This window comes from Prodigiosinella aquatilis (genome assembly GCA_030388725.1).
Taxonomy (GTDB): Bacteria; Pseudomonadota; Gammaproteobacteria; order Enterobacterales; family Enterobacteriaceae; genus Prodigiosinella; species Prodigiosinella aquatilis.
Genome location: CP128857.1, coordinates 651,178 through 674,156, shown reverse-complemented (window position 1 = coordinate 674,156; position 22,979 = coordinate 651,178). Strand labels below are relative to the sequence as shown.

At 53.8% G+C, this 22,979-nt stretch carries 29 protein-coding genes, 1 tRNA gene and 2 pseudogenes; 5 read left to right on the top strand and 27 right to left on the bottom strand.

Annotation, left to right across the window (positions count from 1 at the left end):
- Window positions 1-56 precede the first annotated feature (56 nt).
- Entirely contained in the window at window positions 57-1,883 is a 1,827-nt protein-coding gene (rpoD, locus tag PCO85_03255; protein WJV54492.1) for an RNA polymerase sigma factor RpoD, read from the top strand.
- A 41-nt stretch (window positions 1,884-1,924) separates the two neighbouring features.
- Here the strand turns inward: rpoD and mug are convergent, their stop codons facing one another.
- Complete coding sequence (gene mug / locus PCO85_03250; GenBank protein WJV54491.1) at window positions 1,925-2,431, bottom strand: G/U mismatch-specific DNA glycosylase; 507 nt, start codon at window positions 2,429-2,431, stop codon at window positions 1,925-1,927.
- A gap of 141 nt (window positions 2,432-2,572) precedes the next feature.
- On the opposite strand from mug, the gene PCO85_03245 reads away from it, so the two are divergent.
- Window positions 2,573-2,648, top strand: a tRNA-Ile gene (locus PCO85_03245).
- Window positions 2,649-2,827: 179 nt separating this feature from the next.
- Complete coding sequence (locus tag PCO85_03240; protein WJV54490.1) at window positions 2,828-3,307, top strand: hypothetical protein; 480 nt, start codon at window positions 2,828-2,830, stop codon at window positions 3,305-3,307.
- Between the two features lie 66 nt (window positions 3,308-3,373).
- Here the strand turns inward: PCO85_03240 and PCO85_03235 are convergent, their stop codons facing one another.
- The 26 genes and pseudogenes from PCO85_03235 to PCO85_03110 form a co-directional block, all read right to left on the bottom strand.
- Window positions 3,374-3,589 (bottom strand): ogr/Delta-like zinc finger family protein, encoded by a 216-nt coding sequence (locus tag PCO85_03235; protein ID WJV54489.1) that lies wholly within the window; start codon window positions 3,587-3,589, stop codon window positions 3,374-3,376.
- A gap of 81 nt (window positions 3,590-3,670) precedes the next feature.
- Complete coding sequence (locus PCO85_03230) at window positions 3,671-4,759, bottom strand: phage late control D family protein (protein WJV54488.1); 1,089 nt, start codon at window positions 4,757-4,759, stop codon at window positions 3,671-3,673.
- On the bottom strand, window positions 4,759-5,277 hold the full coding sequence (locus PCO85_03225; protein WJV54487.1) for a phage tail protein: 519 nt from the start codon (window positions 5,275-5,277) through the stop codon (window positions 4,759-4,761). The genes PCO85_03230 and PCO85_03225 overlap by 1 nt, the downstream gene beginning before the upstream one ends.
- On the bottom strand, window positions 5,274-8,018 hold the full coding sequence (locus PCO85_03220) for a phage tail tape measure protein (protein WJV54486.1): 2,745 nt from the start codon (window positions 8,016-8,018) through the stop codon (window positions 5,274-5,276). Before PCO85_03220 ends, PCO85_03225 begins: the two co-directional genes overlap by 4 nt.
- On the bottom strand, window positions 8,015-8,143 hold the full coding sequence (locus tag PCO85_03215; GenBank protein WJV54485.1) for a hypothetical protein: 129 nt from the start codon (window positions 8,141-8,143) through the stop codon (window positions 8,015-8,017). The genes PCO85_03220 and PCO85_03215 overlap by 4 nt, the downstream gene beginning before the upstream one ends.
- Window positions 8,136-8,255 (bottom strand): GpE family phage tail protein, encoded by a 120-nt coding sequence (locus PCO85_03210; GenBank protein ID WJV55977.1) that lies wholly within the window; start codon window positions 8,253-8,255, stop codon window positions 8,136-8,138. The genes PCO85_03215 and PCO85_03210 overlap by 8 nt, the downstream gene beginning before the upstream one ends.
- A gap of 14 nt (window positions 8,256-8,269) precedes the next feature.
- On the bottom strand, window positions 8,270-8,581 hold the full coding sequence (locus tag PCO85_03205) for a phage tail assembly protein (protein WJV54484.1): 312 nt from the start codon (window positions 8,579-8,581) through the stop codon (window positions 8,270-8,272).
- Window positions 8,582-8,645: 64 nt separating this feature from the next.
- On the bottom strand, window positions 8,646-9,161 hold the full coding sequence (locus PCO85_03200; protein WJV54483.1) for a phage major tail tube protein: 516 nt from the start codon (window positions 9,159-9,161) through the stop codon (window positions 8,646-8,648).
- Window positions 9,162-9,169: 8 nt separating this feature from the next.
- On the bottom strand, window positions 9,170-10,342 hold the full coding sequence (locus PCO85_03195) for a phage tail sheath protein (protein ID WJV54482.1): 1,173 nt from the start codon (window positions 10,340-10,342) through the stop codon (window positions 9,170-9,172).
- 127 nt (window positions 10,343-10,469) lie between these two features.
- Entirely contained in the window at window positions 10,470-10,892 is a 423-nt protein-coding gene (locus PCO85_03190; GenBank protein WJV54481.1) for a tail fiber assembly protein, read from the bottom strand.
- Between the two features lie 329 nt (window positions 10,893-11,221).
- Window positions 11,222-11,863 (bottom strand): annotated as a pseudogene (locus tag PCO85_03185) (phage tail protein).
- A complete protein-coding gene (locus PCO85_03180; GenBank protein WJV54480.1) occupies window positions 11,860-12,468 on the bottom strand; it encodes a phage tail protein I in 609 nt (202 codons plus the stop codon). Before PCO85_03180 ends, PCO85_03185 begins: the two are co-directional and overlap by 4 nt.
- Window positions 12,461-13,369 carry a baseplate assembly protein gene (locus PCO85_03175; protein WJV54479.1) on the bottom strand — a complete coding sequence of 303 codons (909 nt, stop codon included), beginning with the start codon at window positions 13,367-13,369 and terminating at the stop codon, window positions 12,461-12,463. Before PCO85_03175 ends, PCO85_03180 begins: the two co-directional genes overlap by 8 nt.
- Window positions 13,369-13,713: a GPW/gp25 family protein gene (locus PCO85_03170; GenBank protein ID WJV54478.1), complete on the bottom strand. Its 345-nt coding sequence runs from the start codon at window positions 13,711-13,713 to the stop codon at window positions 13,369-13,371. Before PCO85_03170 ends, PCO85_03175 begins: the two co-directional genes overlap by 1 nt.
- Window positions 13,713-14,246 carry a phage baseplate assembly protein V gene (locus tag PCO85_03165; GenBank protein WJV54477.1) on the bottom strand — a complete coding sequence of 178 codons (534 nt, stop codon included), beginning with the start codon at window positions 14,244-14,246 and terminating at the stop codon, window positions 13,713-13,715. Before PCO85_03165 ends, PCO85_03170 begins: the two co-directional genes overlap by 1 nt.
- A 67-nt stretch (window positions 14,247-14,313) precedes the next feature.
- Window positions 14,314-14,760: a phage virion morphogenesis protein gene (locus PCO85_03160; protein ID WJV54476.1), complete on the bottom strand. Its 447-nt coding sequence runs from the start codon at window positions 14,758-14,760 to the stop codon at window positions 14,314-14,316.
- On the bottom strand, window positions 14,753-15,184 hold the full coding sequence (locus tag PCO85_03155) for a phage tail protein (GenBank protein ID WJV54475.1): 432 nt from the start codon (window positions 15,182-15,184) through the stop codon (window positions 14,753-14,755). Before PCO85_03155 ends, PCO85_03160 begins: the two co-directional genes overlap by 8 nt.
- Window positions 15,147-15,431 (bottom strand): Rz1-like lysis system protein LysC, encoded by a 285-nt coding sequence (lysC, locus tag PCO85_03150; protein ID WJV54474.1) that lies wholly within the window; start codon window positions 15,429-15,431, stop codon window positions 15,147-15,149. Before lysC ends, PCO85_03155 begins: the two co-directional genes overlap by 38 nt.
- A pseudogene (lysB, locus tag PCO85_03145) lies at window positions 15,358-15,723 on the bottom strand (Rz-like lysis system protein LysB). Before lysB ends, lysC begins: the two are co-directional and overlap by 74 nt.
- A complete protein-coding gene (locus tag PCO85_03140; protein ID WJV54473.1) occupies window positions 15,720-16,208 on the bottom strand; it encodes a glycoside hydrolase family 104 protein in 489 nt (162 codons plus the stop codon). The pseudogene lysB and the gene PCO85_03140 overlap by 4 nt, the downstream one beginning before the upstream one ends.
- On the bottom strand, window positions 16,201-16,512 hold the full coding sequence (locus PCO85_03135) for a phage holin family protein (GenBank protein WJV54472.1): 312 nt from the start codon (window positions 16,510-16,512) through the stop codon (window positions 16,201-16,203). Before PCO85_03135 ends, PCO85_03140 begins: the two co-directional genes overlap by 8 nt.
- A gap of 3 nt (window positions 16,513-16,515) precedes the next feature.
- The gene (locus PCO85_03130) at window positions 16,516-16,719 is read right to left on the bottom strand and encodes a tail protein X (protein WJV54471.1); all 204 of its coding nucleotides are present in this window, start codon (window positions 16,717-16,719) and stop codon (window positions 16,516-16,518) included.
- Entirely contained in the window at window positions 16,719-17,183 is a 465-nt protein-coding gene (locus PCO85_03125; protein WJV54470.1) for a head completion/stabilization protein, read from the bottom strand. Before PCO85_03125 ends, PCO85_03130 begins: the two co-directional genes overlap by 1 nt.
- A 93-nt stretch (window positions 17,184-17,276) precedes the next feature.
- Window positions 17,277-17,936 (bottom strand): phage terminase small subunit, encoded by a 660-nt coding sequence (gene gpM, locus PCO85_03120; protein WJV54469.1) that lies wholly within the window; start codon window positions 17,934-17,936, stop codon window positions 17,277-17,279.
- 2 nt (window positions 17,937-17,938) lie between these two features.
- Entirely contained in the window at window positions 17,939-19,015 is a 1,077-nt protein-coding gene (locus tag PCO85_03115; GenBank protein WJV54468.1) for a phage major capsid protein, P2 family, read from the bottom strand.
- Window positions 19,016-19,030: 15 nt separating this feature from the next.
- The gene (locus PCO85_03110) at window positions 19,031-19,861 is read right to left on the bottom strand and encodes a GPO family capsid scaffolding protein (protein ID WJV54467.1); all 831 of its coding nucleotides are present in this window, start codon (window positions 19,859-19,861) and stop codon (window positions 19,031-19,033) included.
- 146 nt (window positions 19,862-20,007) lie between these two features.
- On the opposite strand from PCO85_03110, the gene PCO85_03105 reads away from it, so the two are divergent.
- The gene (locus PCO85_03105; GenBank protein WJV54466.1) at window positions 20,008-21,774 is read left to right on the top strand and encodes a terminase ATPase subunit family protein; all 1,767 of its coding nucleotides are present in this window, start codon (window positions 20,008-20,010) and stop codon (window positions 21,772-21,774) included.
- Window positions 21,774-22,838: a phage portal protein gene (locus PCO85_03100; GenBank protein WJV54465.1), complete on the top strand. Its 1,065-nt coding sequence runs from the start codon at window positions 21,774-21,776 to the stop codon at window positions 22,836-22,838. Before PCO85_03105 ends, PCO85_03100 begins: the two co-directional genes overlap by 1 nt.
- Window positions 22,839-22,979 lie beyond the last annotated feature (141 nt).

Genomic DNA, 22,979 nt, shown 5'->3' with positions numbered 1-22,979 from the left:
GGCGATTTCCGCCGACCGACACCAACCCAAATACTCTGAAGTGTGGATACCGTCTTATGGAGCAAAACCCGCAGTCACAGCTCAAGCTACTTGTCACCCGTGGTAAGGAGCAAGGCTACCTGACCTATGCTGAGGTCAATGACCATCTGCCGGAAGATATCATCGACTCCGACCAGATCGAAGACATCATCCAGATGATTAATGACATGGGCATCCAGGTGATGGAAGAAGCACCGGATGCAGATGATCTTATGTTAGCCGAAAACACTGCTGACGAAGATGCAGCGGAGGCTGCAGCACAGGTGTTATCCAGCGTTGAATCCGAGATTGGACGTACTACCGATCCGGTGCGTATGTACATGCGTGAAATGGGTACCGTTGAACTCTTGACACGTGAAGGTGAAATCGATATTGCCAAACGTATTGAAGACGGTATCAATCAGGTACAGTGCTCCGTTGCTGAGTACCCTGAAGCCATCAGCTATTTACTGGAGCAATACGATCGTGTTGAAGCAGGTGAAAGCCGTTTATCAGATTTGATCACTGGCTTTGTCGATCCAAACGCGGAAGAAAACCTGGCACCAACAGCAACACATGTTGGTTCTGAGCTTTCCAGCGATGAGATAGATGACGACGAAGACGAGGATGATGACGAAGAGGAGGACGATAACAGCATTGATCCTGAGCTGGCCCGTCAGAAATTCGCCGAACTGCGTGAGCAGCATGAGACGACCCGGAAGGCAATCAAAGCCCACGGACGCAGTCATCCAAGTGCTGGTGCAGAAATTCTGAATCTGTCTGAAGTTTTCAAACAATTCCGATTGGTACCAAAACAGTTTGACCTGCTGGTCAACAGCATGCGTTCAATGATGGATCGTGTGCGTACGCAAGAACGCTTGATCATGAAGCTGTGCGTTGAGCAGAGCAAAATGCCGAAGAAAAACTTCGTCACACTGTTTTCCGGCAATGAAACCAACAATAAATGGTTTGCAGCCGCGATGGCAATGGGTAAACCCTGGTCCGAAAAACTGCACGACGTAAAAGAAGATGTACAACGTGGCTTGCAGAAACTTCATATGATTGAAGAAGAAACCGGGCTGACCATTGAACAAATGAAAGATATCAACCGCAGGATGTCCATTGGTGAAGCGAAAGCCCGTCGTGCAAAAAAAGAAATGGTGGAGGCAAACTTGCGTCTGGTTATTTCTATCGCCAAGAAATATACCAATCGTGGCCTACAGTTTCTTGACCTGATTCAGGAAGGAAATATCGGTCTGATGAAAGCCGTAGATAAGTTTGAATATCGTCGTGGTTATAAATTTTCAACTTATGCTACCTGGTGGATCCGTCAGGCGATCACTCGTTCTATTGCGGATCAAGCGCGGACTATCCGTATTCCGGTACATATGATTGAAACCATCAATAAACTCAATCGTATTTCACGCCAGATGCTGCAAGAAATGGGTCGAGAACCCACTCCGGAAGAACTGGCTGAACGTATGCTGATGCCGGAAGACAAAATCCGCAAAGTACTGAAAATCGCTAAAGAGCCAATTTCGATGGAAACACCGATTGGTGATGATGAAGATTCACATCTTGGGGATTTCATTGAGGATACCACGCTGGAATTGCCGCTGGATTCCGCAACCTCTGAAAGTCTGCGTTCAGCGACACATGATGTGCTGGCCGGCCTGACAGCCCGAGAAGCGAAAGTATTGCGCATGCGCTTTGGTATTGATATGAACACCGACCACACACTGGAAGAAGTGGGTAAACAGTTTGATGTTACGCGTGAACGTATCCGACAGATTGAAGCGAAAGCACTGCGTAAACTACGTCATCCCAGTCGCTCTGAAGTACTGCGCAGTTTTCTAGATGATTAATCATCTTCTGGTTAAAAAAACCCCGATTCGTCGGGGTTTTTTTATTGCTGATGCAATTGCAACTCACAGTACAATTCACGATAAGCCGCTGTCAGTGATTCCACTGTCGCACGATTGAGGCCACTGGGATTAGGTAACACCCACACATGTGTCTTCCCCAGCGAAAAATCCTGCTTGCCCCATGCCACCTTAGTGCAGTTGAAAGCCTGACTGAATGCCTGTTTTCCCAATACTGCCAACGCACTGGGCTGATAGTGCAATATTTTATCTATCAGGGCCTCTCCACCCTTCTTCAACTCATAACGCCCCAACTCCGACGCCTCAACCGTTGGGCGTTCCACCAACATCGTAATACCACAACCTGTATCCAACAGTTGCGTCTCTTCCTCTGGTCTCAACAAGCATTGAGTAAATCCAGCCTGATAAATGACTCGCCAGAAACGATTACTGGGATTGGCAAAATGATAGCCATGATGTGCACTGGAAAGACCGGGGTTGATACCGCAAAATACAACATGCAGGTTGAAAGCCAGAATATCCGTAATCATTATTAGCCCTTTAACATCGTTTATAAGTGTTATGGCAAATTCTGGCAGCAATAACAATAGGCTAGTCTGGATAGAAAACAGCCATACGGTCTCCCAGCTATAGACCGCCCCTGCCGGATTACCGTATAATTAGCGGCCGTTGGCCCCTTAGCTCAGTGGTTAGAGCAGGCGACTCATAATCGCTTGGTCCCCCGTTCAAGCCGGGGAGGGGCCACCAAATTTTAGCTGTAAAATCAGCACATTAAGCCACTTCTCAGAAAGTGGCTTTTTATTTTCTACATCCGAGTGTCTCAAAAGTGTCGCTCAGGTTTTCAGGCATATCGAATTCGGCCAACAAAAATCCTGCACACGGGACCGCAGATAATCAGCAAAACGTTCAATCAGAAGGTGCTACTCATGGAAGAAATGCATTTCATCTATATAAATGCCAAGGGGTACATTGATGCCTATTCCGTTACAAAAATCAGTTACAGCGATAACCATATTCAGGGTATTTGCAAGGCATCCAACACACTAAAAACTTTCAGAAAAGATCGGGTTATTTGTCAGTTTGAATCTGAAACGTTAGCGATCGAGTCCGTGTGTAAATATTCTCCCGATGACTATGCACACCTCATTACAAAACCACCCAAAAAAGAAACGTTCGATATCTGCTTCACCGGATTTAAGAAAGCTGATAAAGACAGGCTCGCAGGCATCGCAACAGAACATGGACTGATTATCCGAAGCTCAGTAACCCAAAACCTCAACATGCTGTGCTGTGGATACAACGCAGGGCCAACAAAAGTTAGCACCGCACGAATGAAAGGTGTCATCATCATTGATGAATCTCAGTTCATTGATTTTTTAGAAACGGGTCAAATCCCCGATATATGATATTAACCAGACAATTTACTAAAAAGACCCGCATCTGCGGGCCTTCTGTTAATCAGTTTGTATTGGTCAGATGTTCATCACCGCCTGCCGCCCCTGCGGATGAGGTGCAACAGGCTGAACAGTTTCGGGCCGCGAAATCGAGCGGACATAGGTTTCATGGCTGATAAACGTATGACCGCAGTTAATATTAGTACACTGGTTGTAACGTTCCTTTGTTGTGCTCGTCACCTCATAAGATGATCGCGTGTGTGCGGCACTTCCGCACAAAGGACATTTCATCATTTCAATAATCCTCAACAAATAACGCCATTATTTGAATAATGCTAATTATACAGCAGAATAAATTACATAAAATCTAATTTTTTATTCCATTTCAACTTCATCAATTCTTACCTCCAGATCCAGCGATGTGGTGAATCCCCGATCACTGAGTGAGTGCGTAACGGTGCCTATTGTCCAGTCGGCGGCGTCGATTTCTCGCTTGAACCCGGTCACTTTCACCGGAAGTTCCGGGTACAGCTCGGCCCGGCCTTTTGCCAGTTCAATGGAGAATGTCGCAACCCCGCGCTGAATACGTTCCCAATGCATTTTTGCGGCCCGTTCAGCATTTTCCTTGTTAGCATAGGTACGGCTGAGAACCAGCACGTTTTCATCTGTTCCCAGCAGGTACTCTCCCTGTTTTTCTTCCGGCGTTTTCTTTTTTGCCGTCGTGGTTTTGCGACGACGTTTTACCTTCACGCTCTGATTTTTCTTTAGCTCTCGGGTATGCAGCCAGTGAGCCATGACGCCGGTGTAGGCACCACGGTCAGCCAGGGTAAAGCGGTGGCTGTCGCCATCCTTGCGGCTGATGGTGGCAACGGGCAGCGCTTTACCACTGGCGGTTTTTCCCTGACCCTGTCGCAGAAACAGCAGATGGCCATCTTTGACGGCGGCGATGGCGCCATGACATTTCGCCAGGCGCATCAGAAACGAACAGTCTGATTCATTGGTCTGGTCAATATGGTCAACTGCCTGCGCAGCGGTGTCGCTGTCCAGTGCCGGGGTCAGCTTATGCCGGGCGGCAATGTCGTTCACCATGGCCCCGACTGTGGTCTTGTGCCAGGAGCGTTCCCGCTTGAGGTTCAGCGTTTGCCGAAAATCCGCACTGCGGGCGCGTAGCGTCAGCCGGTCAGGTGCACCGCTGTGCTCTATCTCATCCACCACAAAGGTTCCTTTTTTCAGCAGGGGTTCACCCTTCCAGCCAAGAAAGACGGTGATTTCAGCCCCGCGCCGGGGTAAGGCCAATTGCCCGTCGGCGTCGTCCAGTTCAATATCCAACTGATCGGCTTCAAAACCGCGATTGTCGGTGATAGTGAGTGACATCAGACGCTTATCCAGTGTGGCGGTAATGTCATCTTTCCCAATGAGGATGCGATAATCCGGCGTTAATTCCGTACCCGCTAACCAGCCCATCAGGACAGCACCCCATTCACTGCCGACGTCACACTGTCGAGTGCTCCGGTCAGGGTTGTCTGTGCCTGGCCGAGATAGTTTGTTGTCTGGTTTTTCAGTGTGGAAAGCTGTTCCGTCAGGTCGCCCAGCATGGCATTCAGTGATTCATCCACGCGTTTTAACGTCAGGGTAAATTCAATCCGGCGGGCGTTGCCGTCGCTGAAAAACTGGCTACGGGTTTCACTCATACTTTCAATCACGTACATGCCGTAAATGGTGCCGGAACCTTCCAGCAACGCCCAGGCTTTACCGGTTTCGGCCATCTGTTCGAGTACCAGCAGGGAGAGTTTGCCGCCGGTGACCTGGGGCAACAGTACCGCCTGTAATGTAATGGTGTCGTTATCCGGCCCCAAAAACTGTGCCACCGGACGGTAACCAACCCGGTTATTGGTGGGGTGCCGCCATGAGCGTTGCCTTTGTAATTCCTGATAGGGGATGGTCTTTAACGTAAAGACGAACAACCCCAGCACCATCATCATCCGATACCCCCTTGATCGCGGTAGTTGCTGCGTGATTTGGCGCGGGCGCGGTGTTCCCGTTCATCTAATTGACGGGCGACTTCGCGGGCAATGTCAGTGGCATTCTGTCCGGGCTGGGTCACGATAGTGATCGGCGCGTGAATAGATACCGGTGCCAGCGCTGAAGGACGAAGTTCTGGCCGGTTCACCGCGTATTCTTTCGTGGGCAGACTGAACGGATGTAGCGGACGCGCCGTTACCGGTTGCGCGGCTGCGCCTAACATCATGGCGGCAGAGGCAGCCAGCGCGGCCGTTCGGCGACGGCTGGTGATCCTCGCCGGGCCGTTAACGATTTCAGGGCCATTTTCCCCGACAATGCCAATCCGCCCGGACGAGATAACGCCGCCGGTGTCAAACCGGGGGATGTCATTTAATACCGGCGAACCGGCCCCGGCAGCACCCGGTACGGTGGGCAGGGATGGCATCTGCTTGCTATCGGGTTTCATCCAGTCCGGCAAGTAGTCAGTCAATGACGCCAGCTTGGTTTTCAACAATTCCCATTTTTCATTGATACCGGCCATCAGTCCGTCAATCAGTTGGGAACCCGCTTCCTGAAACCGGGCAGGCATGGATTCAGCGGTGCTAACCAGGTCATTCCAGCGATCACTGATGGTTTTCTTGATGCTTTCCCAGGCTTCTGACACGCCGGCCTTGATAGCATCCCAGTTTTTATAAATCAGCCCCGGTAGGGTGTAGTTGAGAAAGTAAGACTTGATACCCTCCCAGGCGGTACTGATGGTTTTCTTGATGTTCTCCCAGGCTTCTGACACGCCAGCCTTGATAGCATCCCAGTTTTTATAAATCAGCCCCGACAGGGTGTAGTTAAGAAAGTAAGACTTGATACCTTCCCAGGCGGTACTGATGGCGTTTTTCACCCATTCCCATGCCGCCGATGTTGCGTTGCAAATAGCATCCCACAGCGCCTTGAATTTGGGGCCGAGCGTGTCCCAGTGTTGCCAGATATAAAGCGCGCCCATGGCAATCAGGCTGATGATCGCCAGAATGGGATTAGCCATCATCAGCCGTCCCAGCCACAAGACGGCTTTTCCCACAATGCCAAGCGCACCACGGATAAGACCAAAAGCACTGACGGCCTTGATCCCCAAGACATTGCAGCTCAGACGCAATAACGCCATCGGGCCTAGTATCGCCACCACACTCAGGATGATGGTTCCCATCATTGTCAGGAAGCTGCCCAGTGCCAACACCGTACCGGTAATGACGCGGGTCAACTGGGGATGTTGAATCAGCCAGCCGCCAACTTTCGACGTTAGCGCGGTGACGCTATGGGTGACGGCACGCAGTGGACTGTCAACACTGTCAAACAGCGTGATGCCAACATCCTCCCAGGCAGATGAAAGGCTTTTCAGATCGCCGCTGAGGTTATCGGTCATCGTACCCGCCACTTTTTCAGCTTCGCCATGCGCGGCGCGCACCTCGGCCACCAGTTTTTGCAACTGTCCTGTCCCGGCCTGCTCAACCAGGACACTCAATCCGGAAAATGCCTCTTCTCCGGCAATGTGTTTAAAGAGGGCTGCCCGCTTGGTGTTGCCCATTCTCTGGGTGCGGGCGTACATTTCCGACAGCAGATCCGTTAACGGGCGCAGGTTACCGCGCGCGTCTTTGGTTTTGATGTTCAGTTCTGCCAGTGCCTCCGCCGCCGCTTTGGGGGGCGAGGCCAGCCGCGCCAGAATAGCGCGGAGTGAGGTTCCTGCCTGGCTGCTCTGAATACCCGCATCACCCAGCTTGCCCGCCGCCGCTGACGCGGTTTCCAGATCCACGCCCAGCGTCGCCGCCACGGGTGCCACATACTTCATGGTTTCACCCAGCATCTGCAAGTTGGTATTGGAGCGGGTAAATGTGGCCACCAGACTGTCGCCCACCCGGCTCATTTGGTTGGCGGGTAGTTTGAAACCGGTCAAGATGTTAGAGCCGATGTTGGCGGTGGTTGCCAGATCGGTATCTCCCGCCAGCGACATGTTCAGTGTGCCGGGCATGGCGCCGCGTATCTGTTCCGGGTTGAAGCCCGCCATGGCGTAGAAACTCTGCCCTTGTGCCACATCATTGGCCGTAAACGCTGTGGATGCGCCCAACTGCCGCGCCTGTTGGCGCAATGCGGCCATTTCCGGTGCGGCTTTTTTCAGGCGGGTCAGCGCTTGCACTTTTGACATCCCTTGATCAAAGTCAAAACCGGGTGCCATCGTGCGCTTGGACGTGTAAAGCATCCCGACACCCGCCCCGGTGATGGCCGCACCCTTTACCGCCAGCTTATTGCGGGTTTCCATCGTTCTGGAATACCGGCTTCTGATGGCATTCAGTTTTTGCTGACGCTCCCCGGCCCGTTGTAACGCCTGCTGCTGGCGTCTCAGCGCATCCGTCACCGATTGTGTATCACGGCGTAATTGCCGTTGGGCGTCGCTCAACTTTTTTGTGTCCAGACCAGACGCGTGCAACGCCTCACGCTGACGCTGAACGGACAGGCGCAGACCGTTGTATTTTCCCTGTAATTCATTTACACGGTTTTTCGCCGCACCCAGTAGCCGGGTTTGCTGTGCGGTGGGCTTTTCTGTCGCGGCAAACTGTCTGGCCAGACGCGCCGCTTCTTCCCGTGCTGCCTTCAGGCTGTGACTGACTACAGCGGCTTGCGCACTGGTTTTACGGAAACCGTCAATCCGCGCCGCCTGGTTATCCAGTTGTTTCAACTGGGCCTGGCTTTTTTGACGGCAGCGGCCAGCTTCTGGGTGCTGGCCTGTGCCTGTTTGAATGGTCTGGTCAGTTTATCGACCGCATTCATGATGACCTGCAAACGCAGGTTATTGTCACTCATCACCGGCTCCGCTGCGGATGATTGCCTTGTGCCGCCATTCCAGTACGTCGGTTAATGGCATGTCCTGTGTGACAGAAGGCGGCCAGTGAAACACGGTGGCAATGTCCGCCACCAAATCATCTACCGTCAGTCCGTCAGGGAATCGGACCGGACCGACTTCGGCAACAAAAAACTGACCACCTCGACTGACAGGCTAATCAAGTCTGCCGGGTCCAGTTCCATCACCTCGGCTGTGGTTAATGCCGGTGTGGTGACACGCGGTAAAATGACAGTCAGTGCGTTGACGTCCATTTCCATCAGCGGCTGTAAGCGCGTACCGCGCAGCGCCCCGGCGCTGGGTTTGCGTACCGTGATGTGAGTCAGTGTGGTATCGCCGCGTTTCAGCGGGGTATCCAGCGTGATGGTTTTTTCAGTGGTCAGGGTGTCGTCGTTTTCCATCGTGTTCTCTCGTTATTCCGGGATATCTGAACGCACAGGCCGTTTCGTCTGTGCGGCGTCGGTATTACAGGCCAATGGCAGCGCGGTGTTCCTCCAGCCGGTCTTCACCGCCAATGTTTTCAATCATGTTCAGCAGGTCGATTTCTACCAGCACCTCACCGTTGACGGTCAGCTTGTAGTAGGTGCAGACGGTTGAAATCTTGGTTGTCGGTTTCTCGCCCTGTTTGTATTCGCCGCTGTCGATTTCTTTGTGACGGCCCCGGAGCGCGATTTCTACTGCCCACACTTCGCCCGTGTCGTCACGCTGGATGGAGGCCGTAAAGCGGAGCGGGACACCGTCGGCTTTCGCGGTTCCCAACTGCTTGTAAATCAGCGGCTCCATTCCACCAATTTGCCACTCAGCCTCGAGTGCGCCATCATCCAGCCCCATGTCGATATCTGCGGCCCCGGACATGCCGCCGCCGCGGTATTTCTCAAACTTGCGGGTCAGCTTGGGCTGGGTGAATGACTCCACAATCCCCAGCCAGTTGTTGCCGTCGTTAAACAGGTTCAGATATTTCAGTACGCGTGGTAATGCCATGTTGCTCCTTAGCTGTTCACCTGGCTGGTAAAGTCGATCAGGTAACTGTCAGTGATGCGTTGGCGCAGCATCAGGTTTTCCAGTGGCGGCACTGGCGTGTAGTCGTAGTCAATAGAGAGCTTGCCCGCTTTCAGGGTGTCCTTATCGTTTACGGTGTCATCAATCCAGCAGTCACCACCCAGCAAATAACCCTGTGCCGTTAGTTCGCGCATCTTGGCGCGGATACCTTCGATAATGTCGCGGGCCAGTGAGGGATTCAGCGGTTTATCCACAGCCCACAAGTGAGCCTCGGCCATGGTGTCAGCCAGTACCTGTGCGGTGCGGGTGTAGTTTTCAAAGGCGAATAGCGGATCGTCTGAACAGGTGCGGGAACCCCAGAAGCGGAAGCCGTCTTTGCGGATCAGCGTGGTGACTTCATTCTGGTTCAGCAGACCGGCGTCGGTGGCCGGGTCTTGCAAATCCCAGAACACATCCGCAGAAATGCCGGTGACGCCGTTCACGCCGACGTTGGACAGGGTTTTGTGCCAGCCAGTTTGTTCGTCCAGTTTGGCACGCAGCCCCAGCGCACGGGCGGTAGCATAAGCGGTGGTGTCGGCATTGGTTGTGGTATCCCAGGCGATAAAATCCGGCCAAATCAGCATCAGTTCACGCTGACTAAAATTGTCGCGGTAGGCGATAGCCTCTTCCACCGTCTTGCAACCGTAGGCGCTGATGTAGGCAAAGGCACGCAGACTCTGCGCGATACTCGCGAGCTCTACGGATACCGCCCGGTTGTCATGCCCCGGTACGCCGAGAATACGCGGTTTTACCCCCAGTTGGGCCTGGGCGGCCAGCAGTGCTTTCATTCCGGTTTTCTTGCCGTCGGACGTCACGCCGCCGATGATGTTCGTGGTGGTTTCGGCTTCGCTCTCTCCCTGGGCGACACGCACCACTACCGTAACGGGCTTTGCCTGGTCGCCGATGGCATCCAGTGAGTGAGCCAGCGTGCCGGATCCACCCGCCTTGCCACTGGCTGTCAAAACATCGGTGATCAATACCGGTTTATTGAGCGGAAAGGTTGCCGCGTCGGCATCGTCGGCGGTACAGACCAGGCCGATAATCGCTGTCGATACGGTGGTAATGGTGCGAGTGCCTTCGTTGACTTCAACGACACGCACACCGTGATGGTAATCAGTTGCCATAAACGGTTCTCCGGTGAGTGAGTAATCGTTATGGTGATGTGACCGGGGCGACTGTGCATTAATCGCCCCTTGTGTGAAGGACAGTACAAGGTTTGTGTTGCGCTCGGCACAAACCACGGCGCTGGGGTTAGTTCTCCGGCACCGTCGGCCAGTCAATATCCGGCGCGGTAGCGGTATTGATGCGACTCAGTAGTACGACGTAGGTTTTCCAGTCGGTCAAGGCCGTTTTTTCTTCGTCGGTTGCCAGAGCCAGATCCACCGCATAGGTGAGTTCCGTGATACGGGTGTTAGCGGTTGCGCGACGGCTCAGTAATTCATTCTCTGCTGTTTTCACTGCCGCTGCGGCAAGTTCTGCAGCTGACAGTTCCGGGGGTTGTACAGCGATGGGCTGCTCAGCCGTGTCATTGAATTGGATGACATTTCCATTAGATTGCTCGTTCAATAATTGTTGATAGTAATCAGCGTTAATTTCAACCACATCAGATGGCATCGCATTACCGTGAATGGCGATGGCATAAAAGCCACCCGTAGATTTTGAATAATATGGCATTATCAGTACCCCACAGCCATCCAGTTTATGGTCGGAAACATGTCGGTTCCAGCAGTAGTGTAATACAACGTAGCCCCCGCATTGGTTGCTTTCTCAAACGAGAAGCTGGTATACGCATCACCCGCCAGCCCTGTCCGGATCGATCCCGATATCGAACACAGTGCAGCAGGGAACGTGATCGGAAACAAAAACGGTAATATTGTGTACGTATTGGCAGACGTTGAGGTCATGGATAGTGTTCCCCATTGCAGAATCAAGCCGCTCGGCAGCACTTGATATCCATTGTCGGCCAGCAAACTTTTAAATGATTCGGAAAAATCCTCGACGACAGACCGAACAAAAGCTGTGGTGGCAATCTGTGTGCTGTTTGTCGCTTGTGCCGGGGTCGGCGCGGTTGGTGTTCCGGTCAATGCCGGACTGTTAATCGGGGCGTATTGCAGATGTGGATTGGCCGCGGCAATATGTGCCGCTAGCTGGCTGTCGGCATAGGTCTTGACTTCAATAACTGCGTTATCAACATATTGACGTGTGGCCAACACCACCGCCGGGTCAATTTTCAGCGTCACCGCCTCGGTGTTGCTGACAATCAAAATCATGCGCACGGTCTGGATACGTCCGGAACCTTCCTGTAACTGCGGTTTGTAGGTTTCCGGGCAGTTGGCGATGGCAATCAGATTGTCGTCAGCGTCATACAGTCCGATTTCCCGGATCCAAAAACCGCCTTCGTTTTCCGGTATCACCTGTTCGGCAATAATCTGGTTGCTGTTATTGGCATCAATGGTCAGCGAATTGAGCGGCGCCCGGCGCTTTTCGCCAATCAGTTCGGTTTGTGCCGGGTCGGGGGTGGGTAATGTTCCGCCGCCATCGCCAACGGCCATCTGGGTAATATTCAGATGACCACCCAGCATGGTGGCGTTTGCCAGTCGTGCCGCACCAATGTGGGTCAACAGTGCAAAATATTTGGTACTCATGCGGTTACGCTCACATTATCAGTCAGATGAAGGGCCACCCCGCGCATATCCGCGCCAGAGACGGTCAGGGTTTCAGGGAAATAGGGGTACACCGTCAGTTCATCGCCGCCGTAACTGCTTGCCGATATTGGCAGTTCTCCGCTGGTATCCAGATTGATGGACAATCCCAACAGGTGACGGCTGAGCGGTTTGGCGTCGGCAATCAATCGCTCCAGCTCAAGAAAGGTTTCCTCGGTAATGCCATTGTCCTGCACGCCAATATCCAGCCGGAAGGTGCCGGGGGCGTCGCCGGTCTGCCACCATTCGGTGATGCGGATCAGGTAGCCGAATGGCTCCACGACGCGCCGTAATGCGCCGAGCGTGCCTTTGTGTTTATGAATAAAAAACGCATTTTTTATCGCCTGGCGCTTTACGCTCTCCGGCCAGTGCTCATCCCAGCGGTCAACAGAAAACGCCCAGGCAAGGTAAGGAAGAAATGAGGTCGGGCAGGTATCCGGGTTCCATAACGGGCGGATTGGAACCGGTAACCCGCTGATGGTGGCGTCCACCTGTGCCAGACGGCGTTCTAATGCGGACGAACCCGGTGGCAACAGAGTGTTATTCATCACTGCCTCCGATGGTTATCTGCCAGCCGGTGCAATATGACGCCTGTGTCTGGTCCAGCACCACATCAACCAGTGGGGCCAGCAGGTTCACACGCTGCACGCCTTCGACATGCAGGGCGGCATAAATAGCTGACAAGCGGATATCACGCCCGAGGCGGCGTTGGGCGGAAATGTAGGTCTGCAAACGTTCTTCCGCCGCAATGCGGACCGGTTCGGCTTCCGGCCCCGGATACAGATATAACTGGGCGTCAATCTCATAGTTCACCGCCGTGGCCGATTGCACCGTTACCCGGTCAGCCACCGGGCGCACTGATTCATCATTCAACGCCGTTTCTACTACGGCCAGCAGGTCGGTATCAGCAGTGCCGTCACCCTCGCGTGACAAGACGGTGACAATCACTTCCGCCGGCGAGGGGCTGATCGCGCTGGCATCTGATACCCGCCCGTCGGCGCTGACGGCGTGGAATTCATAGGCACCGGTCGGCCCGGCAACACTCAGCCCCTCAAACGCCGCCGGGATGCGTTGGCGCAGGTCATCATCGCTTTCCATGACCGCCTCTACTGGCGGGATAGCGGCGGTATCTGCCGGAGTAATGGTCAGGCGCTGCACGTTATGGTTGGCGGCCAACTGATCTAAATCACTGCCGAGGGCATAGGCCACCATCACCGCCTGTGCGGCTTCGTTGATGCGTTGTAGTAACAGGATCTCCCGATAGGCATTTTCCTGTAGCAGTTTGACCACCGGCTCAGATTCCAATGCCAGCGTCGCGGCCACTGCGTCCTGCTCATCTGTCGGGTAGAGGGCAACAAATGCCGCTTTTCGTTTAGCGAATACCGTTTCAAAATCCGGCACCGTGACAATCTCCGGTGCGGACAATTGCGATAAATCAATCACACTCATCAGGTATTCCCCAACGATACGGATAAATTCACCGGCTGGCCGCTGACCAGTTCGGCGGTAACATCAGCGGCCATGCTGCCGTCAAAGGCGCTTTGCAACTGAACCGACGTTAACCGCAGGCGTGGTTCCCAGCGGTTCAGCGCGGTGTAAATAGCGGACATGACTTGTAAGCGCGTGGCGGCGTTTTGTGGCTGGTCCAGCAAGTCAAAGACCAGTGAACCGTATTCCCGCCGGGCCAGCCGGGTGCCCACTGGTGTGATCAGAATGTCGCGGACCGACTGACGGATGTGCGCGGCATCGCTGATGCGTTCACCACTTTGCTGATTCATGCCGAGGTAGCGCATTACACTGGCCCTCCGGTGTTGCTGCCTCCGGTCTGTACACCACGGTGCTGATGGGTATGCACCACGACGCCATTTGACGACATAGCGCCACCCTGCTGGATGACCGGGCCGTTGATGGTCACTGCCGCGTTAAGCGTGAGCGTGTTCGCGTTCAGCACCACGCTTTTTACGCCATCAATCAGCAACTGGCCGGATGCTGGCTCATACTCAAAGCGGGCACCATCGGGGAAGACGGTCACCAGCGCATCATCAGATACGGACGGCGGCGGATTCTCACTGGAGAAAATCGCGGGTAGCACAAAGGCGGTAGTCAGTTCGCCGCCGATGCTCAGTAACAACACTTGTTCCCCCGGTGAGGGTTTCCACCAGGTGCGGGACGTTCCGGCGCGGGTTGTTAGCCAGTTCAGCCAGCCGGTTTGCAATTCGCCGGTTTGTACCCGGCATAACCAGTTATCAGAATCGACGTCGATAACGACGCCAACCCGGATCAGGTTCAGCAACAGGCGCATGATTTCGGTAGTTTCTGCATTCATGGGGATAGCCTGCCAGCGATGAAACGACACATCACGGGCGGGCTATTGTGCGGAGGGTGATACAAAACTACCGATCGAGGTGGGCAATAACCGCATTACGGATAGATGCTGTGATCCTCTCACTGAGTCCCAACAGCTTACGCTCTGGATATTTCACCACAGGCCCGCGTTCCCGCACCTTATCCCGTAACCCATAGTGATGTACGCGGGCAATACGTTGCACCGCACCGGAAAAACCGACTTCGGCCACGTCTGCCGTGGCGGTGGCTTTCAGGTATTTGGCGGTGCGCAGTTTGCTGAACATCTGCCGCCGGATGCGACCGGGTTTAGTGCGAGCGGAAACCCGTCGGGCTTCAAAAGTGGTGCCGTCCGGGTTCTGCTGTAACCGGATGCGGTCTTGCTGTTGTTTGCGTAGGTCGCGGGCAATCTCCCGCATCAGCTTCTTACGTTCGGCCGGGCTCAACTTTGCCAGCAGAGCCGACAGCCAGCCTTCAACCTGGTGCAAGTCATCCATGTTTTAGCGTCCAGTATTCCTCGGGGTCGCCGGGCTCGGGCAACGCCGCGACCACCTGATTGCCGTCCTGCTCCTGAACCTGAATACGTTCGGTGAGTTTCAGGTCAATGCTGATATCACACACCTGATGATTAAGTATGTCCACTTCAAAGGTGAACCCTTTCTCCCGGTTATCCGGGTTCGCCATCATGTCCGGCTGATTCTCTCTCAGCCAGTGCATGATAGGCGCGATAAGCAAATTCTGGTCACCGGCAAAATCAGTCACGACAATGTTCAGAGTGTAACGGTATTCCCATGACAACGAGGGGGCCAGCGTGCTGACTACCGTGCCGTTATCGACAAAAATATGCAGACACTCCGGGTTTTCCCGCAAGTGTTGAACGGCATTAGTCAATGCGTTTCGTAGGGAGTGCGGTTTCTGCATGTGCGCGTTCCTGACAAGCTATCGTGATGTCTACCTGATCGGCGCAATCTGCCAGCGCCGCTTCGGTTTCATCCAGTTGATTATTGAGTTCGCCGTTGGTCTGTGGGCTGGCTGCCGGAAACCGGCACGGCGTTAGACTGGGACAGCCATTCACGGTAAGCGTGACCGCCGGTGAGGACGGGATGCTGGCGCAACCGGACAATATCAGCAGGCAAAGGGGTATCAGCCCAGCGTTTAAGTTCTGCATTCTCACGTTTTAACCTCTCTATGGTTTTCTGCCGGGCAGACAACGCTGCCTGGTTCTCATTAGCCAGCGCCCGTAATCGGGCCTGCTCCTGATTATTGTGTTCGGCCTGTTCAGCGACGCTTTTCAATTGACTGTTTTTCTCAGTCAGCGCCGTCTCTTGTACCGACAGTGTTTTTGCCTGTTGGATCGTCAGTTGTTGGGCATTGTGCAAGCGCCATGACTGCAACCCCAATCCAGCAATCAGCACCGCCGCCACTGCCCCAATAACCAGCCCTGCCCGCGATATACTCATGCCAGCTTTCCTCCCGCCTGCTGATAAAAGGCAACTAGCCGTTCAAAACCATGCTCATGCTGACCATATCCAGCCCCCGGCAAGGATGCCCAGATATTACGGCACTGAGTGATGGCACAAGCGATACGTCCGGCGATCACATCATCCAGTGCCCGCTGTTCGCGGATAAGCTGAACCGCCAGCGCATCTTGTGAGGCCGGGCCAAAATCGGGCAAGGTCAACTGTGCTTTGTAGTGTGGCCAGTAGCGGTATAACTGCTGATAACGCCCGGCGGCACTGGAGCGTTGCCCCTGTTTGTTAAATACTTTGGCCGGACGACCGTTGGCAAACGGGTGATCGCTATAGTCGGTAAAAATCTCCGGTTTGCCATCAATGCCCGTCACTACCACGTCATAGCCCCGATTGCGGGTTAACGGGTGGTTAGCCGTTCCCTCAGAAAAAGCCAGCATGGTCAGAAAGGCGATCACGTTCGGGTGATTACTCATTATCTGGTTTCTCCTGGCTATCCGTTTTGTCACTCATTTGGCGGGCACGACGCTGGATCAACAGCTCGATAGTCTGATAACCAGCAATCCCCAGCGCGGCTCCGATACCATTGATTGCCAGTGGCGACAGGTCGGGGAATTGCACCAGTGCCACTCCAGCAATCATGGAGACAAAGCCGCCCAACAAGATGCGGCCCACAAACAGCCGGAAGGTGATGGACTCACCACCGGCCAGTACCTTGCCGACCGCAATCAGCACGCCAATGATGAACAGGGAAATAAGACTTTTATCGGTTTCGTTCATAGATTAATCCCAGAGTTGAACAGTTTGCTGTGTGGGCGCAGCGACGACCTCCGGCATATCGACTTCCAGACCGTGCGGCAGAATGGGGCCGACATCAGCCAGCCCTGGATTCGCCAGTAAAACCTGTTCGGTCATGCCGTCGGTGCGTCCGTAGTAACGCCAGCACAGCGCATCAACGGTGTCGTATTGCTGCGCCCGGATTTTCATTAAATCAGCTCGACAATCATGTGCGACAGTGCTTGCAGACGGCTTAAGGCCCAGCGAACATCCCGCCATAAATCATCAATGGCCGGATCCAACGCGTCGGCGCGTTTGTTGCCCGACGCGGTGGTGTCATAGTCGCGGTAACGTTCGGTGAGATTGGCCCGCGCCCAGCACCACACCGCGCGGCGGTAGAGCTGAACACGCTCGCTTTCACCATCCAACTGCTCGGCGGGTACGTCAGCCAACGTGGTGTAACCGGCGGTTTGTTGTTGCTGTCGCCATTCGTACAGTTCGGCGTTAACTTCGGAAATGGCGGTCAGCACTGTCGGGCGTAGCCGTTCCGGTGTGACCGTGCCGTCAGTCCGCATTACATTGCGAAAATCGGCCAGATTAAGATCGGGCCAAAAGCTGGTATTTTTGATGACATCCGGCTGGCCCGGCATGGACTCAGGTGCAATAAAATTCATGGCATCCTCTGAATAGGTGGGCGGTGGACGGGGTTTTGATGTGGCTGATAGCCTGTCGCTACCCCGTGCCGCCCTGCGCGTGGGCACGTTCGGTTATCCGGCGCTGCTGGCGTTGCGCAGTTGGCGTTCCAACTGCTCAATGTCTTTTTTCACGCCACTGGTTTGGTTAAGTTGCAAAGCCCGTTTCAAGTGATTGAGCGCCTGCATCGGGGACGCGGCGCGTAACGCATAGCCCAGCGCCTTATGCAGGCGTGCGCGGGATTCATCCGGCATGTCGGCACTGTCGGTTAGCGTCAGCGCCGTCATCAGCACGTCAGCATCAAAATATTTCTGCGCCACAAAGGCTCGCATAGCGGCGTCGGCGAATTCTTCTGCCACGGTACAGGCGGTTTGTCGGGTGTAGGGGCGGGGCATCACCCAGTCATGGGTTAATGCATGACGAGCAAGCGCCAATGCCCCGGTGTAGTCGCCTGCATCAATGCGCCAGACCATGATGTGCATCAGTACGTCATCTTGCCGATGGCTCTTCGCTGCTAGTACGCCCGCCACCCAGGGGGCATACTTCGGTAGTAACTGGCGTTTCAGTTCGGCTTTTTTTTCTTTCGACTGAATGCGTTTCAGGTGATGCTGATCTTCGGTCAGTTGCATCAGCATCTGTTCATAGCCGGAGGCATGTCGGGTAGTGCCGCCTGAACGGGCGGCCTGTTGTGCTTGGATGTAACGCGTATGTCGCTGAAAAGGGTTAAGCGCCATGCTTACTCCTCGGTAGCGGCAGGTGTTACGGTCGCGGACTGGGCTTCAACTTTTCCCAGAGCGATGTTTTCTACCAGACAGGTGCAGTCGTAATCTTCGATAACGTAGGCTTCATTCACTGACTCAAAGTTTTCAATGCGATCACGTTTCGGATTATCAATGATTGCGCGACGGCGGGTGCCGTCCTGCCAATAGATAGACAGATTATCGAGACGGGTAATCAGCAGGGCATTAGCCGGGAAGAACGGTGCGCGTACTGCCTGCAATCCGCCCATGCGTTTCTGGCTGATAATCAGGTCCGCGGCCAGCACTTCACTGTTGGGTTGTTCCTTGTTAACCAGCGGGAAGTATTTGTCAGCCAGCAGGCCACGACCACAAATCACTACCAGTTCGGTATCGTCCTGGTACTGAACGGCGATTTTTTCATCCACGGCGGCCATCACCAGGGCGTCCAGATTATTGAAGTCACCGTTTTCGCCCACGCGGATTGTTTCGGAAATGACGGCCCCGTCTTCATCCACAATATTGCTGATAATGTGGGCCGGGGCTTCCTGTCGGATTTTTTCCAGCCAGCCGATATTGACATCCTGCAATAGTGGATATTGCACACGACTAGAGGTCTTTTCCCGCTTCACGCCATTAAACCCAATCATGATGCGATCCAACGCCTGACGGGTAACAATCGCATTGCGGATACGGGTCTGGAAATCCTGAAATTTGGCCCACAGGTCAAGCTTGGCGTAGGTTAACGCGGTATCAAAGTTGGTCTGAGTACACTTGTAGCCGGTTCCGTCGATATACGTCGGGTCGGTGGGTTCACGCTCTTGCTTGGTGGTATCGGTAGTGCCAGCAATAGTGGAACCTACGCCCAGTCCCAGCACTTCGCCGGACTGTTCATCCACCGGGATGATGTTAACTAGTTGCAGGAAAGCCGAGGATTCCTGAATTTTGTCTTCCAGTGTCTGGCTGACGGACGGTTCAACGTTAAATTTCGTACTGATGTTTTCCAGCGGTACGTTGTTTAACTGCGCCAGTTGTTGCAGGAACGCATTAAATTTAAAGCGGGTTTCATTTTTCATGAGGTCAGAAATTCCTTAGCAATCGGTGAGGATAACGGACGGCGTAGCGCCACCGGTGGCACGTTGACGGAACGACGGATTGCGATCCTGCTGGCTCAGGGTTTCCGTTAACGCCTTGAGGTCATTGGTCTGGGCGTTCAGTTGGGTTTCCAGCGTGTCAATGCGGGTTTTCTGGTCAGAAAAGGTGCTGATTTGTTCCGCCAGTGCCTGCTGTTCCTGTGCGACCAGCTCCACCGCCTGATGAACATCGTTAAATCGCGCATCGTCAGAGGTTTGCTTTTTGGCGAATAGGGTAGAAATTCGGCTGAACAATGACGGTTTTTCATCGTCCAGGTCTTCGAATTCGATCAGCGTTTCTTCAGCGGCTGAAAACAGGTTGTCGGGGGAATTCTTGCGCTTTGCCAGCGGGTTGTGTTTCGCACCTGCACTGAAGGTCAGTAGTTCAGTACCGAGGCTGGCCGGATCATCGGTAACGGCCAGCCCTTCCAGATAGGCTTCTCCGCTGTCAGCAAACTTGGGGTTAATTTCCATAGACGTGAATACCTTCTGCCCCTTCTGGGTCATGGTGATCAAGTCTTCGGTTGGTTCGATATCGGCATACAGCCCCATTTTCCCGGCCAGCTTACCGTCTTTGATTTCCTCTGCTGTCAGGCCAGTAACACGACCATAGCGGCGGAAGGGGCTATCCGGGAGGATACCTTTGATGTGTTCCATATTAATCAGAGCAGTGCTATAGACCGGATCGTAATTCGTGGCCATTTGTTCCAGCCAGGTACGCTCGATGTTGCGCCCGTCAGTCGTGGCACCTTCCACGCCGATACGAAAACGCTTTGCTTTTTTTGCCATGTGACAGGCTCCAGTCGGGGTTTAGTCAAATCAGAGCCTTTATGGTCGCGGGGATGGGGCAGAGGAAACAACGCACGGGCATTGTGCAGCGTGGGACACAATCGGCGAGAGCGGAAAGGCGTTGCGGTGGGCCGTAGTCTGGCGGCATGGAAACGACAGCACAAAACACCGACCTCGATCCCCGCCGTCAGGCCATGTTCCTGTGGTTTCAGGGATTACGCATTGCCCGCATTGCTGAAATGCTGGGTGAGAAACCCGCCACCGTACACAGTTGGAAGAAGCGCGACAAGTGGGGCGATTACGGCCCACTGGATCAGATGCAACTGACCACGGCGGCGCGTTACTGCCAGTTGATTATGAAACCGCAGAAGGAGGGGAAAGATTTTAAGGAAATCGACCTGCTGGCCCGGCAGGCCGAACGACACGCCCGCATCGGTAAATACCAAAACGGCGGCAATGAGGCGGATTTAAACCCTAACATCGCCAGCCGGAACAACGGCCCACGCAAAACACCGGAAAAGAACCTGTTCAGTGACGAGCAGATCGAGAAGCTGCAATCCCTGTTTCACGATCAATTGTTCGACTATCAAAAAGCATGGTGGCATGCCGGTAATCAGCACCGTATCCGTAATGTACTGAAATCCCGTCAGATTGGGGCGACCTACTATTTCGCCCGTGAAGCCCTGATTGATGCGCTGATCACTGGCCGTAATCAAATCTTTCTGTCGGCCAGTAAAGCGCAAGCGCATGTGTTCAAAGGGTACATTCTGGATTTTGCCCGTGAAGTGGATGTTGAACTGCGCGGCGACCCGATGACGCTCAGTAACGGGGCAACACTGTATTTCCTCGGCACCAACGCCAGGACGGCGCAGAGTTATCACGGCAATCTTTATCTGGATGAATATTTCTGGATCCCCAAATTTCAGGAACTGCGCAAAGTCGCATCAGGGATGGCGCTACACAAAAAATGGCGACAGACCTATTTTTCTACGCCATCCAGCCTGACACATAGCGCGTATCCGTTCTGGTCTGGTGCGTTGTTCAATCGTGGCCGCGCCAAGTCGGACCGAATTGATATCGACCTGACCCATTCACACCTTGCAAAAGGTGTGCTCTGTCCGGACGGTCAATATCGCCAGATTGTCACCGTGGAAGATGCGGTGCGCGGTGGCTGCAATCTGTTCGACCTCGACCAGTTGCGGCTGGAATACAGCCCACCGGATTATCAAAACCTGTTGATGTGTGAATTTATCGACGATCTGGCGTCGGTCTTCCAACTGTCCGATTTGCAGGCGTGCATGGTGGATAGCTGGGAGGTGTGGGAGGATTTCCAGCCGCTGATGTTGCGGCCCTTTGGCTGGCGTCCAGTATGGATTGGCTACGACCCGGCAAAAGGTACGCAAAATGGTGACAGCGCCGGGTGCGTGGTGATCGCGCCACCGATAGTACCAGGCGGTAAATTTCGCATTCTGGAGCGCCACCAATGGCGTGGGATGGATTTTCGCGCCCAGGCTGACGCCATCAAGAAACTGACTGAACAGTATAACGTGACCTATATCGGTATCGACTCGACCGGCGTCGGCCTCGGTGTCTACCAGAATGTAAAATCGTTTTTCCCGGCAGTGCGGGAGTTCGTTTACAACCCTAATGTCAAAAACGCCCTGGTGCTGAAAGCCTACGACGTGATCAGCCATCGTCGGCTGGAATTCGACGCCGGTAACACCGATATCGCGCAATCTTTTATGTCCATCCGCAAGGCCGTTACCGCCAGCGGTAACCGTCCGACTTATGAAGCGAGTCGCAGCGAGGAAGCCAGCCATGCGGATCTGGCGTGGGCCACCATGCATGCCCTGTTTAATGAACCGTTGGAAGGTGAAAACGCCAACAGTAATAACATCGTGGAGATTTTCTAATGGCGAAACGCCGCAAGCCCCAACCGCAAAAGACTACCCTGACCGCTCCGGTGACGCCGGGCGTAGAAGCTTTTACCTTTGGTGACCCGATCCCGGTGCTGGACCGGCGGGAATTACTGGATTATGTCGAGTGCGTACAGATGGACCGATGGTATGAACCGCCGATCAGCTTTGATGGACTGGCACGAACGTTCCGGGCAGCGGTACATCACAGTTCGCCGATTTTTGTTAAACGCAACATTCTGACCAGCACTTTTATCCCGCACAAGCTGTTAAGTCAGCAGGCGTTTAGTCGTTTTGTGCAGGATTATCTGGTTTTCGGTAATGCCTATCTGGAGAAACGCACCAACCGTCTGGGCGGTATTCTGGCACTGGAACCGATACTGGCGAAATATACCCGGCGTGGGTTGGATCTGGATACCTATTGGTTTGCCCGCTACGGCTATAACAGCCAGCCTTATGCCTTTGAGGCGGACAGCGTGTTTCACCTGATGGAACCGGATTTGAATCAGGAGATTTACGGCCTGCCGGAATACCTCTCCGCTATTCCCTCTACGTTACTGAATGAGTCGGCAACGCTGTTCCGTCGTAAGTATTACCTTAATGGCAGTCATGCCGGATTTATTCTGTATATGAGCGACGCAGCCCAGACGCAGACCGACGTTGATAATATTCGTCAGGCAATGAAGAATGCCAAAGGGCCGGGCAATTTCCGTAATCTGTTTATGTATGCGCCGAACGGTAAGAAAGACGGCATTCAGGTGATCCCGTTGTCGGAAGTGGCAGCAAAGGATGAGTTTTTGAATATCAAGAACGTATCCCGTGACGATATGCTAGCCGCCCAGCGCGTACCGCCGCAGATGATGGGGATCATGCCGAGTAACGTCGGCGGGTTCGGGGATGTGGAGAAAGCCAGCAAGGTGTTTGTGCGGAATGAGTTGATGCCACTGCAGCGCCAAATGCTTGAGCTAAATACGTGGGTAGGGGAAGAGGTTATAAGATTCGAGGCTTATCAGTTGGACGTCGATGATGGGGGGATCTCTGTCTTACTTCCCTCTTCATAATGTCGCTATGTAACATACTAATTGCAAAAAGCCGCTAAAAGCGGCTTTTTTATATTTTATGCTCCACAACGTTTATCGTTGGGTGAACACCTTAATCGGCGGCAATTACGACAATATGATTGTGGAATCAATCTTTCGCCA

Excerpts from the sequence above, each read along its gene's own strand:
- rpoD (WJV54492.1), top strand. The coding sequence starts at position 57 with ATGGAGCAAAACCCGCAGTCACAGCTCAAGCTACTTGTCACCCGTGGT.
- mug (WJV54491.1), bottom strand. The coding sequence starts at position 2,431 with ATGATTACGGATATTCTGGCTTTCAACCTGCATGTTGTATTTTGCGGT.
- PCO85_03240 (WJV54490.1), top strand. The coding sequence starts at position 2,828 with ATGGAAGAAATGCATTTCATCTATATAAATGCCAAGGGGTACATTGAT.
- PCO85_03235 (WJV54489.1), bottom strand. The coding sequence starts at position 3,589 with ATGATGAAATGTCCTTTGTGCGGAAGTGCCGCACACACGCGATCATCT.
- PCO85_03230 (WJV54488.1), bottom strand. The coding sequence starts at position 4,759 with ATGGGCTGGTTAGCGGGTACGGAATTAACGCCGGATTATCGCATCCTC.
- PCO85_03225 (WJV54487.1), bottom strand. The coding sequence starts at position 5,277 with ATGATGATGGTGCTGGGGTTGTTCGTCTTTACGTTAAAGACCATCCCC.
- PCO85_03215 (WJV54485.1), bottom strand. The coding sequence starts at position 8,143 with ATGAGTGACAATAACCTGCGTTTGCAGGTCATCATGAATGCGGTCGAT.
- PCO85_03205 (WJV54484.1), bottom strand. The coding sequence starts at position 8,581 with ATGGAAAACGACGACACCCTGACCACTGAAAAAACCATCACGCTGGAT.
- PCO85_03200 (WJV54483.1), bottom strand. The coding sequence starts at position 9,161 with ATGGCATTACCACGCGTACTGAAATATCTGAACCTGTTTAACGACGGC.
- PCO85_03195 (WJV54482.1), bottom strand. The coding sequence starts at position 10,342 with ATGGCAACTGATTACCATCACGGTGTGCGTGTCGTTGAAGTCAACGAA.
- PCO85_03190 (WJV54481.1), bottom strand. The coding sequence starts at position 10,892 with ATGCCATATTATTCAAAATCTACGGGTGGCTTTTATGCCATCGCCATT.
- PCO85_03180 (WJV54480.1), bottom strand. The coding sequence starts at position 12,468 with ATGAATAACACTCTGTTGCCACCGGGTTCGTCCGCATTAGAACGCCGT.
- PCO85_03175 (WJV54479.1), bottom strand. The coding sequence starts at position 13,369 with ATGAGTGTGATTGATTTATCGCAATTGTCCGCACCGGAGATTGTCACG.
- PCO85_03170 (WJV54478.1), bottom strand. The coding sequence starts at position 13,713 with ATGCGCTACCTCGGCATGAATCAGCAAAGTGGTGAACGCATCAGCGAT.
- PCO85_03165 (WJV54477.1), bottom strand. The coding sequence starts at position 14,246 with ATGAATGCAGAAACTACCGAAATCATGCGCCTGTTGCTGAACCTGATC.
- PCO85_03160 (WJV54476.1), bottom strand. The coding sequence starts at position 14,760 with ATGGATGACTTGCACCAGGTTGAAGGCTGGCTGTCGGCTCTGCTGGCA.
- PCO85_03155 (WJV54475.1), bottom strand. The coding sequence starts at position 15,184 with ATGCAGAAACCGCACTCCCTACGAAACGCATTGACTAATGCCGTTCAA.
- lysC (WJV54474.1), bottom strand. The coding sequence starts at position 15,431 with ATGCAGAACTTAAACGCTGGGCTGATACCCCTTTGCCTGCTGATATTG.
- PCO85_03140 (WJV54473.1), bottom strand. The coding sequence starts at position 16,208 with ATGAGTAATCACCCGAACGTGATCGCCTTTCTGACCATGCTGGCTTTT.
- PCO85_03135 (WJV54472.1), bottom strand. The coding sequence starts at position 16,512 with ATGAACGAAACCGATAAAAGTCTTATTTCCCTGTTCATCATTGGCGTG.
- PCO85_03130 (WJV54471.1), bottom strand. The coding sequence starts at position 16,719 with ATGAAAATCCGGGCGCAGCAATACGACACCGTTGATGCGCTGTGCTGG.
- PCO85_03125 (WJV54470.1), bottom strand. The coding sequence starts at position 17,183 with ATGAATTTTATTGCACCTGAGTCCATGCCGGGCCAGCCGGATGTCATC.
- gpM (WJV54469.1), bottom strand. The coding sequence starts at position 17,936 with ATGGCGCTTAACCCTTTTCAGCGACATACGCGTTACATCCAAGCACAA.
- PCO85_03115 (WJV54468.1), bottom strand. The coding sequence starts at position 19,015 with ATGAAAAATGAAACCCGCTTTAAATTTAATGCGTTCCTGCAACAACTG.
- PCO85_03110 (WJV54467.1), bottom strand. The coding sequence starts at position 19,861 with ATGGCAAAAAAAGCAAAGCGTTTTCGTATCGGCGTGGAAGGTGCCACG.
- PCO85_03105 (WJV54466.1), top strand. The coding sequence starts at position 20,008 with ATGGAAACGACAGCACAAAACACCGACCTCGATCCCCGCCGTCAGGCC.
- PCO85_03100 (WJV54465.1), top strand. The coding sequence starts at position 21,774 with ATGGCGAAACGCCGCAAGCCCCAACCGCAAAAGACTACCCTGACCGCT.